This is a genomic window from Haladaptatus sp. CMSO5, assembly GCF_036689885.1.
Classification (GTDB): domain Archaea; phylum Halobacteriota; class Halobacteria; order Halobacteriales; family Halococcaceae; genus QDMS2.
On record NZ_JBAHVW010000003.1, the window covers coordinates 14,887 to 27,941 of the forward strand.

The window sequence follows — 13,055 nt, forward strand, 5'->3', positions numbered from 1 at the left end:
ACAAAGACAAGGGGCCGTCGGCGGGACATAAACTGTACGAAGATGACTACGACAAGTTCCCGGAGTAGACAGCGGACGCAATACCGCATAGCCAAAGGCGTTGATGAAGATGTAGGCGCATATCGTAGACGACCGACAACCACTACTGAGTAATGACTGAAACGGGACAACTCGCGGACGAACACGACGTTACAGGGACGCCAAAACGTGGCCTGATCATGTCCACGCTGGTCTTCTACGCGGGCCTCACCACCATCGTCTTCTACGGTGCTGCAGGGCCCATACTAGAAGAACACTTGGCACTCGCCGGCGTGCTCCACGGGCTCCTACTGGGTTCCCCACACCTCAGTAAAGCGATTCTTCGGATTCCCTTCGGTGCATGGGTGGACGAAGTCGGCGGACGGAAGCCGCTTCTCATCCTCATGGTCTCAACGATCATCGGGACGGCAGGGCTAGTGATCACACTATTCTTGACCTACCCGGAGAACTTCGACATGAGTCTCTACCCTGTCCTGGTGTTTTTCGGATTCTTGGCGGGTGCAGGCGGTGCGACGTTCTCGGCCGGAATCACCCAAACATCCTACTGGTATCCTAGCGATAAACAGGGATTCGCACTCGGCGCGTTCGCCGGCGTCGGCAACATCGGTCCGGGGATGGTCGTCTACGTCCTCCCCGTCCTCATCGGTATCTGGGGACTGACCATGGCCTACTCGACCTGGCTAGTGTTCCTGCTGGTCATTACCGCAATCTACGCCGTGTACGCGGTCGATCCGTACTACTTCCAGCTCCGCAAAAAGGGTAAAACGCCGGAGGAATCACAAGAAATCGCTGACGAACTGGGACAAGACATCTTCCCGTCGGGGGGCACGTGGGACTCGCTGAAGACATCCGCGAGAAACCGCCGAACGTGGGTCCTCGTCTTCCTGTATACTGTGTCCTTCGGCGGCGGGTTCACGTCCCTGTCAGCCTGGTTCCCCACTTACTGGGCAGAGTTCCACGAACTCACTCTCACAACAGCTGGCCTGCTGGCAGGTATCTTCATCGTCTACGGGTCTCTAATCCGAGTTCCCGCAGGCAGTATCAGCGACAGATTCGGCGGCGAACTCGTTGCCATCATTAGCTTCGGTGTGATGGCTATCGGCGGTGCAATCATGACCTTCTTTACTGGATTCTGGCCGGCAATCCTCGGCATGATGATCCTCGGAACAGGGATGGGATTCGCCAACGCGGCCGTATTCGAGCTGGTACCGACGTTCGTTCCCGAGGCCGTTGGTGGGGCCTCTGGCTGGATCAGTGGTATCGGGGGCGGTGGCACCCTCGTTATCCTCCCACTGATGGGGCTCTTCGTTGATATTTACGGCCACATCGGATACGCGCGAGGGTTTGCCGTCTTCGTCGTCTTAAGTGGGCTCTGTGTCATCGTTGCAGCCGCCCTCAAATGGCTGATCTCGGAGCCCGAAGAGACTGCTGACGAAGCTGCTCTCCACTAAACGCTCCCCATCCATCCACCTCACAAAGGGAGGTCGATACTATTGGAGTCCGTATCTTACTCTTCAGGGTCTCGATGGACAGTTAACACTGGGATCTCGGAGTGACGCACAACGTTTTCGGTTACGCTCCCAAGGAGGGCTCGTTTGACCCCAGTGCGTCCGTGGGTCCCCATGACGATGACATCGATATCGTTGTCTTCTGCGTAGCTGAGAATATCATCATGGGGGTTCCCTCGACGAACAGCAGCCGTCGTCTCGATACCCCGTTCTCTGGCCTGTTCCACGATCGCTTTCGTTGCTTGGTGGCCTCGCTCCTCAAGTGCATCTAAGAGATCATCAAGGCCAGAGAAGCCCTCCCCCATGCCGGAGACAGTCGTGGGTTGGTCAACAATATAAAGTACGTGAAGCATTGCCCCATGCGTTTCCGCAAGCCCAACTGCCATCTCAACCGCGGGTCGGGCTGGATCACTACCATCTGTCGGGATGAGGATTCGGTCGAACATTCTCTGAGTTGTCCCTAGAGACGAGTAGTTGATGAAACGGTATAACGTTGGTCACAACTACCGCGAACCGACCAGCGCCAATCGATGAGTACAGGAACGAAAATGGTTGCCGCCAACTAATCCCAGCTGTAGTCACTCACCAGCATCCTTTCGCACAGTGAGTACAGACGCAGCGGCATGCCGAACGACTTTCTCGGCGACGCTTCCCAGGAGATGTCGGTCAAGCCCACTTCGACCGTGCGTCCCCATAACGATGATATCAATATTGTTGGCGTCGACGTACTCAAGAATCGTCTCCGCTGGTTCACCTCGCTGAACAGTCCCGGTAACAGACGAGATAGACGCCTGTTGTGCTCGGTCGGTCGCATCATCAACTACGTCTTCGCCTTCTTCTTCGAGGCGGTCAAACGACGCATCCGAGCCACGGACGTTCAATACTGGTTCTGTTTCGTCAACGACGTATAGAGCGTGAAAGGCTGCATCATACTTATTCGCGAGGTCTATCGCTTGTTCGACTGCCCTGTCGGCTGTTTCGCTTCCATCCGTCGGGAGTAAGACTCGTTCGTGCATGCGGTAGTCGTTCGTTGCAGACGTCGAAAACACCTTTGACGAGTCAGCACCCACTCGCCAACTGCTAATTCAAGCACCGAAGCATTATCTCCAACACCCCGGAAGAGACCCGCTGTTCACGATTCGCGCTGGTAAGGGAGATCCCAAATAGGAAGTCGCTTTCCGAATAGTTCGTGAGTCCCAGCGACGATCAACACAGCCACGAAGAACACAATAGCGGCCGTGAGATCGTTAATGAATCCGAGCGCGATGATGAGCGTCGTCGCGTACGCTGGTGGATGCACCCAATCGGTGGCGAACATACCAGCGGTCGTGAGAATAGCAGCCAGAAACGTCGAGAGAACCTGGCGGAGCCCAAGGAGAGACCGCGGTGGAATCGGGTCCCCGACGATAGGATGACCGACGAGAAGCTGGAACGCGATAATCGCCGAAATTGCGCCAATGGACTGTCCTCCGATAATTCGCTGTGGATAGTTCATATCATCGTCAGGCAGCGTCGCAAAGAGAAATATCGAGGGGCCTAGACTCGGAAGTAGAAATCCAAGCCCGGTAAACCATGAGAGAACCCCGAGAATAGCGAAGTGGAATGCAATGTACGTACTTACATCGATACCTATCGACGGTCGTTGCATGAGTGTCTCTGGAAACGAGTGGAGGGCAGGTAAGAATCTTGGATAAGGATTGCCGACCTCATCACCAACCCATTCGCTCTGATACGAGAACCTCGTCTAGTTCGATGCGGAGCCAGTCTCTCGGTAGAAAAGGAAGCCGTAACACACTCCACTATCGAGATAAAATACAGTCACAATATGAACGATCGCGTGCTATGGGCCGGCGGGCACGGAACACTGTTGCTCTTAGTGATCGCTGGGATCGCCTTCGTCTCGGGGTACTGGGCGATTCTCCCCGCCCTCGGCCCCGCTGCCTATCTCCTCGTTCTCGATGCCCACAGTTCGGATAACGCACCGACAATGGTCGCTATCAGTTTCATCGCCGCACTAGTAGTCGGTTGGCTTACCTACACAGCGATTGCAAAGGGGATTGCACCCACGACTGTTGAACCTATGTCTGAACCGGGTCTCCGCGTGGTTGGGAGCGCGCTAGTTACGTTTGCCGTTACAACCGGGATTTACTATCGCCTGAACACCCACCAGCCGATGGCATATGTAGCGGCGTTTACCGCAGCAATTGGAGCGCTTCCAACTATCCAGTCATTAGTTGTTGCATCCATCACTGTCCTACTCATGGCTGGTGTCCAAGCTGTTCGCCGTCGCTATGGTCCCAAATTCGGCGACTCGTCCAGACCGATTGACGAACAATCGTTTGAGATTTGATCGAGGCATTTTCAGAGGATATATCTCAGGCCAGTCAATGAGGATAGCAGAATCCCATCAAAGAGGTAACTCTGCACTCCCACCGGCCCTACTTTATCAGTCTCTATCACCGATTCGAGTGCCCTGAAGCGGTCTTAGTCGACAAATCGTATCGGCAAGATCGTGAAGAGCTGAGTTCAGTTCAAATGCGGTCTGATAAGCAAGTCTCCGTGATATTTAACACTCCTTCTCAACCAAGAAGCGGGCATGACCCAAGAAGATGAAGTAACCGATCGACGAAAATCCACGACCTACCGGAACGTTCTCAGGAGTCTTGATAGCATCCGGTCGGCGGCTGGCTCAGTGTTGGGTGCGTCTCTCGAACGTCTACGAGTTCACATCGATGAATGGCCACGCCGATATATTGAACAGCAAGCTGCGTTGTACGAGAATAACTACAGAAGGTAGTTCTTCCTTTTCACTAGAAAACCACGTGGTAATTTGGTAAGACTAACAGATCGAGAGTGATCGAATCCCAGCTGGTACCTGTCCTGCATCGATCCATGCCCCATCCGAATCGCGGCTGATGAGGCGGCTATCGTTCGTGCCAGCCAATACGGTCCCGTCAACGGCCGTCCACGCGAGGATTACTTCCTCTGGCGAACCCGGATACGGGACCGTCTCGAACGTCTCGCCGGTGTCTGTCGACTCGACCAGTATCGCATCAGCACCATTCTCACCGCTCCACGTTCCCGGTGAGCTGCGAGCAGCGGCCGCGTAGAGCCGGCCGTCGAGCGTGAATGCTTCGCGGAAGTACCGATGATCAAGGTCCGTCAAACGGAACCCGATGGAGGAACGCCACGTACGCTGCTTGCCGGGCGTCAGAGTGTGTCTCTGTAGTACTGTTGCTAACTGGGTCTGCGCTGTCGTGAGTGGCCATGAGGAGTCTTCTGCGGGACTCCGTCGTCCGCAGGGCTCTCTGGGGCAAGATAGACCTCGCTAGTATCAACCAACGAAAGTAGAAACTGGGGCTACGTGTTGGTCAATCTCCGAAAAGGCACTGCATGACTGCCTCGTCACCTGTGAGCGTCTGTTGGTCGGCGTCAGTATCCGCAAAGAGCGTCGACTGATTTCCTGTTGAGGACTGCGTTGCTTCTGGCCGGTCGTCGACGCCGAACTCACTAGCCTCGGGGCGATCGAGCCGCAAGTCTTGGTCGCGATGATCGACGTCTGCACCGAAGTCCTCGAGCGAGGTCTCGACGCTCGTCTCGGCCAGTTCGAGCTGGCCGTTCTCACTGAACGCAGTCTGTCGCTGAATCTCAATCTCGGGTCGGTCGCTCATCTATTTCGAAGCCTCCACCCCTGACGGCGCCGACAAACAGCCCGCGAGCGTCCATTTAGGTGTCTTCTGACCGAAGCTCGCTGGCTCGGTCATCGAGCCGGCGAAGAATTTGGACGCGTTGCCCGTGGGCGTTCTCATAGGCAACGCACGCTCGCAGCGTCTCCATATCGTGAATCGTCACGATCCCTGCGTTGATGAGGCGCGAGTTTGGCGGTTCGAGTCGCTGTGCTGGCGACAGCCCGTTCGAATCTCGTTCTTGCTCTTCTGAGTTGCTCACTGATGATCGCCTCCGCTCTTACAGAGGCGAAATAGACCGCACCTGCTCGCTACTCGTCGTCTTCCCCCGGTTGGATCTGGCGGGCGTCTTCGGCGAGGTCGTGAATGTACTTCCGAAGGGTTTCCATGTCCTCTCGGGCGTCCTCGAGCGTCTTACCTTTCGCTTTCGCGATTACCTCGTCCTGATCTCTGGTGCCGGTTCCACGTTTGAGCTTCACAGTGAGTGAGACGCCGACATCGCTTCGTTCGACGTACTCAGTTGGTGCCTGTCGCTCACTGTTCTCGGTCGATTCTACGTTCGTACGGGACTGCTGGGTGGGTTCTGTCATGGATTGCTCTCTGACTGTTAGTTGACAGACGGTGCGACTGGTTCGTCGACTGTCTCACGAAGAGCTGCATCTATCTCGTGTCCGGTGAGTCGCCAGCAGCCGTCGGATCCTGAACACTCCAGCTGGCTCACCACCTCGGTCTTGAAGGACATGTACTCCGCCAGTGCCACTTCCTCATCGTCGGTGTGATCGAGCAGAAGCGCGAGCGCGAGTTGGGCTGGACCGCTACCACAGTATCCAACCTCGAATCCACTCGGACTGTGGTTCGCCAACTTGAGACTCCGATTAGGCGTGAGCTGTTCTTGGTCGGGCTGTTTCTCGACGATGACGCGGCCTCGGCGACGGTAGCCGACGTAGACGACGTCACCGTTATCTGAGGCGTCTCTCTGTTCGTGCGAGTGCCGGTCGGTGATTCCACTCATCGTTTTGTTCGTGGGATGCTCGTTTGAGCACCCCGCACCCCTTCTCGGGGGTGAAAAACTGCTCACAGTCACTAAACTAGATGGTCAACGGAACGACGGTCAACTGTCTCGCTCTCTCTCGTAGCCGGTATCGCCGTTCGTTGGATTGGCATGGGCGAACTACAAGCCCAACTCTGGTTTATGGGCAGACTGGGAGCCCGCAACAGCTGGTATAACCATTGGACTTGTAGTTCGTCTCGTCGAGATACTATCCTACTACAGATGGCTTCGTCTCAATCGAGAATCGTCGTAATAGCTACCCTGCTTGAGAGATGTCTCAAGGTTTCTACCCACATTGGAATGCGAGGAGCTCTCATTATTGGAAGCTGATTTGCCCTCTATATCACCACGGGTATCATTGGGACTCTATTAGGCTGGTTTAGCACTCCATTCGCCTTTCTTTCGCTTAACTCGGATCCCTTCTTCGTTATTGGAAGCGCGCTTATTGGGCTGTTTATCGTCCAAAGTTCGAGCTCATTACTCCTCTATCACTTTCTCGTCGGCTTTGAGGATGAGAAGTCGCAATTTGCTGTGCTGATGGGCTTTATCAGCCTCGGGTTCGGTGGATCGCTCCTCCGTGTGACTCTTCCTACGGCAATTCAGATCTCTACGATTTATCTCTGATTTTACCCTTGATTGCCGGACTGATTCCGAGGCTTCCTGACCGCCACCAGCCATAGAAGACGACAAAGATGGCCGCTGAAATCTGGAACCCTGTTTGGAGAACTCCTGCTTGTCCGATCAGCCACTCTGGCCCCTGGACGGCCAAGGGAGCGATGGAGACAGATGGGTCTCGATCGAGGGGGAAGACGTATCCTGATACGAAATTGAATCCCGCGTGAATACCGACCGAGAGTGCAAGTTGCCCTGTTATCAGATACGCAAGACCCAGTAATAATCCCGCCCCAAGGTAGTGAAACCCGACGAGGAGTGTCGGTGCCGGATGCACTACTGCAAACAGGAATGCCGAGATTCCCCATGCTGAAGCAATCGTAACTGGCGAAGAGACCCATCGCAGGTCAAGGCCCTCGATGGCGTTCGTCAGGATATACCCTCGATAGACGAGCTCTTCAACAAGTGCGATACAGACAGTGACCACGATCGCTAATCCAATATTAGCTAACGTACTGGCCGTCAAGGTGAACGTAGATTCGTGAACTGCGAGCCATCCCACAGAAAGTCCTAGGAGTACGGCAGCTGTTGGAATTGCACTCCCGATTAGAGCACCAACAACACTATCTGTCAACCAGTACCGATCAATTCGCAGACCAAAGCGGTAAACTGGTCTCTTATCGAGAAACAGAGCCGCCGCAAACAGCAGCCCGACCGTACAGAGTACCAACAGCAAGCGGAGCCCAGCAGTTCGCAAGAGTCCCGTTCCAGACGGATCGATAAGCGCCGGGATTGAGAGGGAGACGACTGCATAGACCATCCAGAAGAGATAGACTCGAACAACCGAACGTGGTCGTTGCTCGGTCTCGTTCCATGCGAGGAGTCGAAGGCGACGAAGATATTCGCGCAAATATGGATGCATGATACTCTGAATGTGGCAGTGCCTGAATCAACTCATCAGCTCGTTGAATTTCTGAATACCGGTATCCGTCCCAGCGATAATGAGCTCGTCGTCCGATTCGATACGGAACTCGGGGCCAACATCCGTAATCACCTCATCATTACGTTCAACGCCAACGACCGTACACCCTGTCTTTGAGCGGACTAATGCCTCTCCGAGAGTCTGTCCGGTCAGCTTTGGTGCGGGGGTACGGATCACTTCGACTTGCTGATCCAGCGAAAGTACGTCCTCGTCTTCGAGGATGGTTGAGGCGATCATTCGACCGCTCACAGTCGCTAGTGATAACACGTAGTCTGCGCCGGCGCGATACATCTTCTGGATACTCTGGGCCTCTTCAACGCGAGCGATGACCTCCGTCTGTGGACTGAGGTCACGAATCACGAGTGTGGCGAACTCAGACGCTGTGTCGTCAGGTAGCGTCAAAATCACCGACCGAGCATCACTGATCTCCGCTTCTTTTAGTGTCTCGGGGTCAGTCGCATCCCCGACAACGTCAACATCCTCCATCTCCGTCTGATCAACGACTGTGTACGGGAGATTCGCTTCGGAAAGCGCATCAGTAATCGTCCGACCGACTTGTCCATATCCCACTACAATCGTCTCGCCGTGGTCAAACCGTCTGATCTCTGAGAGCGTGAGATCTTTCAATCGCTCGAGCTGGTCCTCACGACCGGTGACGAGCAGTACGGTCCCGTTCGTAAGCGTCGCCGTTGGCGAAGGTGGACTCTCAAATTCACCTCGGAACCAGGCTCCGATAACGTTGACACCGGCTCGCTCTCGAATGCCGCTCTCGGCTAACGTCGTCCCGATTAATCGACTACCACGATGAATCGGCAGTTCAGCGATTTCGATGTCTCCCCCGATTTCGATTGACCCATTCAAATCGCTGGTCACCGAGGTTGTGACTTTCGAGGCGAGGCTCTTGCCAAGAAGTGGGCGTGGTGAAAGAACCTCATCAGCACCGGCGAGCCGGTGATAGGCCGTACGATTCGGTTCTTCGACGACGCTGACAATTGGTATTTCCTCAGCGACTTCCTGGGCCGTCAAGACGATGCTCGCATCGACTTGATCGGAGACGTCAGCGACGAGTGCCCGCGCTTCAGGAAGCCCTGCTTGTTCGAGTCCGTCGACTGACTCTGGATCCTCGTGGATAATCTTGTACTCGCTCTCGTAGAGATCTGTTGCTCGCTCCCGGTCTGGCTCAACGATGACGTACTCTACATCCCATGATTCGAGTTCAGCGATGAGGGCATCGGTTCGAGGAGTAAACGAACAGATCACGACGTGGTCAGAGAGTCCGTTCTCGATCGATTTCGGAACAGTTGTTGAGAGCACATCTTCCAGGAGAGGAAACACCAATACGGGAAGCGCCATGAAAATCAAGGCCACGCCTGTGAGGTCCATCACGATGACGAACGCGTTCATTTCCGGACTCTGCCATGGGGCATCCGATCCGAAGCCAGTAGTCGTGAACGTCTCAACGACGACCTGTAACGAGTGAAGGAATGAGAGACTCTCTCCTTCATAGATACGCATCCCGTGATGATAGAGGACAGCGTACACGAGAATGAGCCCAGTCAAGAGAACCGAATAATAGACGGTTCGTCGCTGCCACTTATCCATAACTGAGCAGAGTCACTCAACCACACTAAACCATGTGGAGAAGGATAGCCTTCAGTGGCTCTTACTCTTCGAGCGACGTAGTGAGTGTATATCCCGCATCGGAAAGCGCGGCTACGATGTGGGACTCGTGTTCGGGTTCTATCTCACCTTGTAAGCGAATGGTAGCGTTCTGGATATCCTCGAAGGCGAAGTGATACGAGACAATCGCGAACTCACCCTGTTCGTCAGTTCCCATGACCTCGACGACGACCTCATCAGCCCATTCGTATGTTTTTGTATCAGTTACTTCCTCCATCGACGCTCTCTATTAGAGTTCGTGGGTTCGGTATAAGAGAATCTCGGCAGTCCGTCCACTCGCAAGAATAACTTCACAAACGGGATCTGAACTCTCTGATTTGGATTCAGTGAATCGAGACCACACAATAGAACTGAGGAAACCCTACTCTTCTCAGGGTTACAGGAGCTGGCGGCCACATTCCTCACAATTCTCTAGCCGGGGGGTCCACCTTCGCACCACAGCCAGGACATACGAGATCTACATCGGAAAAGAGGAGGGTATTGTTCCTAAAGCGCTGATAGTATTTCTTCCAATCAACCATATCTCTCTCGTCATCTAGGTTCTTATGGGTCTTTTGGGACACCGATGGAGGTTATCACTCAAACCCTCCGTGACCGTTTCCGGGCGAAATTCACCTCACGCCTCTTTCTCAAGAAGAATAGCGGGGTTTATAGAATTCACCCGTCTTCGTCCGAGCATGGTCATTTACGAAGCGGATGTTCCGGGCGTCGGAAAACGCTATGAGGTAGAAACTGGCGATACTGAACGATTCGTAGTCGTCGTCCACCACGATGGCAAACGAGAGATTTTCCGTCGTGATCACCCAGATGCCGATGCTGAGAAACTCTTCGAGTTCCCGGCTGGTGTGTCGCGAGAGATTGTAACTGCACTTCAGGGTGTAGACTTCCAACCGCTCGATCTCGATGATGTCGATATGCCACTCGGAAACGCAATCATGGAGTGGGTCGAAATCCCCGATGACTCTCCACTCACCGGCGAGACCATCCAGGCAGCACAGCTCCGCCAGAAGACTGGCGCAACCGTTGCTGCCATCCAACGAGGAGATGATACCCTAGCTAGCCCGAAAGCGGACACCGTTCTCCAGCCAGGTGATATCCTCGTTGTTATCGGAACTCGGCCCGAACAGAAATCGTTCGAATCCCTGATCAAGACTGGGTCTACAGAGACATCGAACTAATTTCTCTCATGGCTGGAGCACTACTCTTAGAGGTCGGTATCGCGCTCATTACGCTTGCTCTCGTTGGGGCGCTCGCCCACCGGTTCCGGCAGTCAGTCATCCCTGGCTACATCGCCGCTGGCATCCTCGTTGGGCCGTACGTCCCAACAGAGATCGGCGGCATCTCGCTTCGACTGGTCGGGAATAGCGAATTCGTCAGCACTGTTGGCGAACTGGGGATTATTCTCCTCCTGTTCTTCTTGGGATTGGAGTTTAATGTGGGAACATTGGTCGCAAATAAGACCCGGCTCGCAAAGCTCGGAGGGCTCGATCTCGTTCTCAATGGGATCATGGGGGTCCTCATCGGGTACGTGTTCGGCTTTGGAGTGACCGGTATCATCCTTATCACGGGAATTGTCTACATCTCGTCGAGCGCGATTATAACAAAGTCGCTTACAGATGCTGGGTGGCTCGCGAACCCCGAGAGTGACGTTATTCTGAGCACGCTCGTTGTTGAGGACATTGTCATCGCCGTCTATCTCGCGGTTGTTTCTGCACTTGTGCTGGGTGGGGGGACATTCGCTGAAGCAACGATGACGGTCGTCCAGGCGTTCGTCTTCTTGGCCGCGCTTGCCGCTGTTGCCTATCTCGGAACAGACTACATCGAACGGATCTTCGACGTCGGGCCGGACGAATTGTTTGTCCTTCGTATCGTCGGGGTTGCAGTGCTGATTGGTGCAATCGCCCTCTCGATTGGTGTGAGCGAAGCGGTGGCTGCCTTCTTTGTCGGCACTGCCTTCAGTGAAACTGACCTCATCGAACGAATCGAACATCTCGTTACGCCACTTCGAGATATTTTCGCAGCAGTGTTCTTCTTCTCAATTGGGTTGTCTACCGACCTCCGAGTGGTCGCTGGTGTAGCGCTTCTGTTACTCGTTGCCGTCATTCTGACAACTGGAACGAAACTGATCAGTGGCTATGCGAGCGGAAGAGTGTATGGGCTGAGCACCCTCCGATCAACCCGTGTCGGAATGGGATTAGTTGCTCGTGGCGAGTTCTCACTCATCATCGCGACGCTAGCGAGTACGAGTGCAATTCCCGTGATTAGGAACACAGTTCCTGCATTCGCTGTTGGATACGTCCTTGTGATGAGTCTTCTTGGAACACTGTTGATTGAGTATGAGGATACCATATCTTCCGTGCTTGGCATCTCTCCATAAGGATTCTATATCGAAGTCCACGGTCACCTCCTCATGACACCCTCTCCTGCACCAGAAGAATTAGGACATCTGCTGGGTCTGAGAATTGCTCAGAGGTGGTATCTGATGTAAAATCATTACGCCAAGTGTGAGGCCTCCTCGGACTCGTCAACGTCGTCGAACTCGCCGCGCTCGACAGGTTCCCAGTCCTCGTCCGGTTTTGGACTCCGCCAGTCGACCTTGTAAGCGCCCGGTGCGCCGAGAATCTTCACCCGCGCCGACCCATCAGGCAGGTCGCGGCGCAGTTTCTCGTCGACGTGGAGATTCCAGGTCGTGGCAGTATCGAAGCAGACGAGCACGGCCTCCTCGTAGCCACGATCCTCTTGCGACTCTTGGAGTTCCACCTGCGTGTTGCAGTGCTTGCAGAACACGCCCTCGAAGGGGATGTGGCTGAACACCTCGTGCCCGCAGACCGGACACCAGAGGAACTCGAACAGTGCTTCGCTGTAGCGGTCGATGACGTCCAGACTCATTTGTGGATCTGGCCCGTGTGACTCGGGCCACCCCTCCTGCCCCAGAAAAACCCTCTCGCTGGACGTCTTGTGACCTCAGCGTTCAGCGCCGTAGACGATCTTCGAGCGAGCTTCGTAGCCACAGTCGGGACAGTCGAACCATCGCTGTACCTTCGCTCCGTCAGCTGCCTTCTCACCGACGAGAACGTCGTCGTTCGGGCACTCAGGGCAGCTCAACTCGGGGAGTGGTCTGTCTCGAAGAGCGTCTCGAAGGACTGTCGCCTGCTTCGTCTCGAAGCCACGCGACCAGACCGGGAAGCCGTCGACGAGGATTGCTGCCCGCCACTTGTACCGGTAGGAGCCCGGTGCACGATGGAGAACGGCTCGGGCTCCAGTCTCGGTGTTTCGATACGCGAGCGACGGGGTGCGACTCTCTCGTGTCCAGTTGGTGATTCGAGGCATCAGAAGTGGACGTCGGCGGGCACGATCCGGAGAGTTCTGGTAAAGGGAGTACGGCTTTATCTCCGAGTCTCGTTCGTAATTTTTGACATCAGAAATAATAACAACACTACCAGTTCCATCACCTCAACCGAGACACTCTCCCCACTAATACCTGAAAATTACGATAT

Annotated in this window: 17 protein-coding genes; 4 read left to right on the forward strand and 13 right to left on the reverse strand. The window is 54.7% G+C overall.

The features are described from left to right. The first annotated feature begins 152 nt into the window (after window positions 1–152). The gene (locus tag V5N12_RS16490) at window positions 153–1,490 is read left to right on the forward strand and encodes an MFS transporter (protein ID WP_332900325.1); all 1,338 of its coding nucleotides are present in this window, start codon (window positions 153–155) and stop codon (window positions 1,488–1,490) included. 56 nt (window positions 1,491–1,546) lie between these two features. On the opposite strand, the gene V5N12_RS16495 is transcribed toward V5N12_RS16490, so the two are convergent. The 3 genes from V5N12_RS16495 to V5N12_RS16505 form a co-directional block, all read right to left on the reverse strand. Then, the gene (locus tag V5N12_RS16495) at window positions 1,547–1,993 is read right to left on the reverse strand and encodes a universal stress protein (RefSeq protein WP_332900326.1); all 447 of its coding nucleotides are present in this window, start codon (window positions 1,991–1,993) and stop codon (window positions 1,547–1,549) included. Between the two features lie 132 nt (window positions 1,994–2,125). Then, window positions 2,126–2,563 carry a universal stress protein gene (locus V5N12_RS16500; RefSeq protein ID WP_332900327.1) on the reverse strand — a complete coding sequence of 146 codons (438 nt, stop codon included), beginning with the start codon at window positions 2,561–2,563 and terminating at the stop codon, window positions 2,126–2,128. Window positions 2,564–2,679: 116 nt separating this feature from the next. Beyond that, complete coding sequence (locus V5N12_RS16505) at window positions 2,680–3,195, reverse strand: HPP family protein (RefSeq protein ID WP_332900328.1); 516 nt, start codon at window positions 3,193–3,195, stop codon at window positions 2,680–2,682. A 177-nt stretch (window positions 3,196–3,372) separates the two neighbouring features. Here V5N12_RS16505 and V5N12_RS16510 point away from each other — a divergent pair, with 177 nt between their 5' ends. Beyond that, window positions 3,373–3,897: a hypothetical protein gene (locus tag V5N12_RS16510; RefSeq protein ID WP_332900329.1), complete on the forward strand. Its 525-nt coding sequence runs from the start codon at window positions 3,373–3,375 to the stop codon at window positions 3,895–3,897. A gap of 489 nt (window positions 3,898–4,386) precedes the next feature. Here the strand turns inward: V5N12_RS16510 and V5N12_RS16515 are convergent, their stop codons facing one another. The 8 genes from V5N12_RS16515 to V5N12_RS16550 form a co-directional block, all read right to left on the reverse strand. Continuing rightward, window positions 4,387–4,713: a hypothetical protein gene (locus tag V5N12_RS16515; RefSeq protein WP_332900330.1), complete on the reverse strand. Its 327-nt coding sequence runs from the start codon at window positions 4,711–4,713 to the stop codon at window positions 4,387–4,389. 205 nt (window positions 4,714–4,918) lie between these two features. Next, a complete protein-coding gene (locus V5N12_RS16520) occupies window positions 4,919–5,218 on the reverse strand; it encodes a hypothetical protein (RefSeq protein ID WP_332900331.1) in 300 nt (99 codons plus the stop codon). Window positions 5,219–5,273: 55 nt separating this feature from the next. Next, complete coding sequence (locus V5N12_RS16525) at window positions 5,274–5,495, reverse strand: hypothetical protein (protein WP_332900332.1); 222 nt, start codon at window positions 5,493–5,495, stop codon at window positions 5,274–5,276. 49 nt (window positions 5,496–5,544) lie between these two features. Next, complete coding sequence (locus tag V5N12_RS16530) at window positions 5,545–5,823, reverse strand: DUF7389 domain-containing protein (protein WP_332900333.1); 279 nt, start codon at window positions 5,821–5,823, stop codon at window positions 5,545–5,547. Between the two features lie 17 nt (window positions 5,824–5,840). Further along, the gene (locus V5N12_RS16535; RefSeq protein ID WP_332900334.1) at window positions 5,841–6,245 is read right to left on the reverse strand and encodes a DUF6166 domain-containing protein; all 405 of its coding nucleotides are present in this window, start codon (window positions 6,243–6,245) and stop codon (window positions 5,841–5,843) included. Window positions 6,246–6,891: 646 nt separating this feature from the next. Next, a complete protein-coding gene (locus tag V5N12_RS16540) occupies window positions 6,892–7,716 on the reverse strand; it encodes a CPBP family intramembrane glutamic endopeptidase (RefSeq protein WP_332900335.1) in 825 nt (274 codons plus the stop codon). Between the two features lie 129 nt (window positions 7,717–7,845). Then, window positions 7,846–9,480: a potassium channel family protein gene (locus V5N12_RS16545; RefSeq protein ID WP_332900336.1), complete on the reverse strand. Its 1,635-nt coding sequence runs from the start codon at window positions 9,478–9,480 to the stop codon at window positions 7,846–7,848. Window positions 9,481–9,541: 61 nt separating this feature from the next. Then, window positions 9,542–9,775 carry a hypothetical protein gene (locus V5N12_RS16550; protein WP_254544631.1) on the reverse strand — a complete coding sequence of 78 codons (234 nt, stop codon included), beginning with the start codon at window positions 9,773–9,775 and terminating at the stop codon, window positions 9,542–9,544. Window positions 9,776–10,235: 460 nt separating this feature from the next. Here V5N12_RS16550 and V5N12_RS16555 point away from each other — a divergent pair, with 460 nt between their 5' ends. After that, a complete protein-coding gene (locus V5N12_RS16555) occupies window positions 10,236–10,736 on the forward strand; it encodes a cation:proton antiporter regulatory subunit (protein ID WP_332900337.1) in 501 nt (166 codons plus the stop codon). Window positions 10,737–10,744: 8 nt separating this feature from the next. Then, the gene (locus V5N12_RS16560) at window positions 10,745–11,935 is read left to right on the forward strand and encodes a cation:proton antiporter (protein ID WP_332900338.1); all 1,191 of its coding nucleotides are present in this window, start codon (window positions 10,745–10,747) and stop codon (window positions 11,933–11,935) included. Between the two features lie 116 nt (window positions 11,936–12,051). Here the strand turns inward: V5N12_RS16560 and V5N12_RS16565 are convergent, their stop codons facing one another. Beyond that, on the reverse strand, window positions 12,052–12,447 hold the full coding sequence (locus V5N12_RS16565) for a DUF7567 family protein (RefSeq protein WP_332900339.1): 396 nt from the start codon (window positions 12,445–12,447) through the stop codon (window positions 12,052–12,054). A gap of 75 nt (window positions 12,448–12,522) precedes the next feature. Then, window positions 12,523–12,888, reverse strand: coding sequence for a DUF7568 family protein (locus V5N12_RS16570; RefSeq protein ID WP_332900340.1), 366 nt, complete (start codon window positions 12,886–12,888; stop codon window positions 12,523–12,525). Window positions 12,889–13,055: the final 167 nt, after the last annotated feature.

Excerpts from the sequence above, each read along its gene's own strand:
- V5N12_RS16560 (WP_332900338.1), top strand. The coding sequence starts at position 10,745 with ATGGCTGGAGCACTACTCTTAGAGGTCGGTATCGCGCTCATTACGCTT.
- V5N12_RS16510 (WP_332900329.1), top strand. The coding sequence starts at position 3,373 with ATGAACGATCGCGTGCTATGGGCCGGCGGGCACGGAACACTGTTGCTC.
- V5N12_RS16540 (WP_332900335.1), bottom strand. The coding sequence starts at position 7,716 with ATGGTCTATGCAGTCGTCTCCCTCTCAATCCCGGCGCTTATCGATCCG.
- V5N12_RS16545 (WP_332900336.1), bottom strand. The coding sequence starts at position 9,480 with ATGGATAAGTGGCAGCGACGAACCGTCTATTATTCGGTTCTCTTGACT.
- V5N12_RS16500 (WP_332900327.1), bottom strand. The coding sequence starts at position 2,563 with ATGCACGAACGAGTCTTACTCCCGACGGATGGAAGCGAAACAGCCGAC.
- V5N12_RS16555 (WP_332900337.1), top strand. The coding sequence starts at position 10,236 with ATGGTCATTTACGAAGCGGATGTTCCGGGCGTCGGAAAACGCTATGAG.
- V5N12_RS16565 (WP_332900339.1), bottom strand. The coding sequence starts at position 12,447 with ATGAGTCTGGACGTCATCGACCGCTACAGCGAAGCACTGTTCGAGTTC.
- V5N12_RS16570 (WP_332900340.1), bottom strand. The coding sequence starts at position 12,888 with ATGCCTCGAATCACCAACTGGACACGAGAGAGTCGCACCCCGTCGCTC.
- V5N12_RS16535 (WP_332900334.1), bottom strand. The coding sequence starts at position 6,245 with ATGAGTGGAATCACCGACCGGCACTCGCACGAACAGAGAGACGCCTCA.
- V5N12_RS16490 (WP_332900325.1), top strand. The coding sequence starts at position 153 with ATGACTGAAACGGGACAACTCGCGGACGAACACGACGTTACAGGGACG.
- V5N12_RS16550 (WP_254544631.1), bottom strand. The coding sequence starts at position 9,775 with ATGGAGGAAGTAACTGATACAAAAACATACGAATGGGCTGATGAGGTC.
- V5N12_RS16505 (WP_332900328.1), bottom strand. The coding sequence starts at position 3,195 with ATGCAACGACCGTCGATAGGTATCGATGTAAGTACGTACATTGCATTC.
- V5N12_RS16495 (WP_332900326.1), bottom strand. The coding sequence starts at position 1,993 with ATGTTCGACCGAATCCTCATCCCGACAGATGGTAGTGATCCAGCCCGA.
- V5N12_RS16530 (WP_332900333.1), bottom strand. The coding sequence starts at position 5,823 with ATGACAGAACCCACCCAGCAGTCCCGTACGAACGTAGAATCGACCGAG.
- V5N12_RS16520 (WP_332900331.1), bottom strand. The coding sequence starts at position 5,218 with ATGAGCGACCGACCCGAGATTGAGATTCAGCGACAGACTGCGTTCAGT.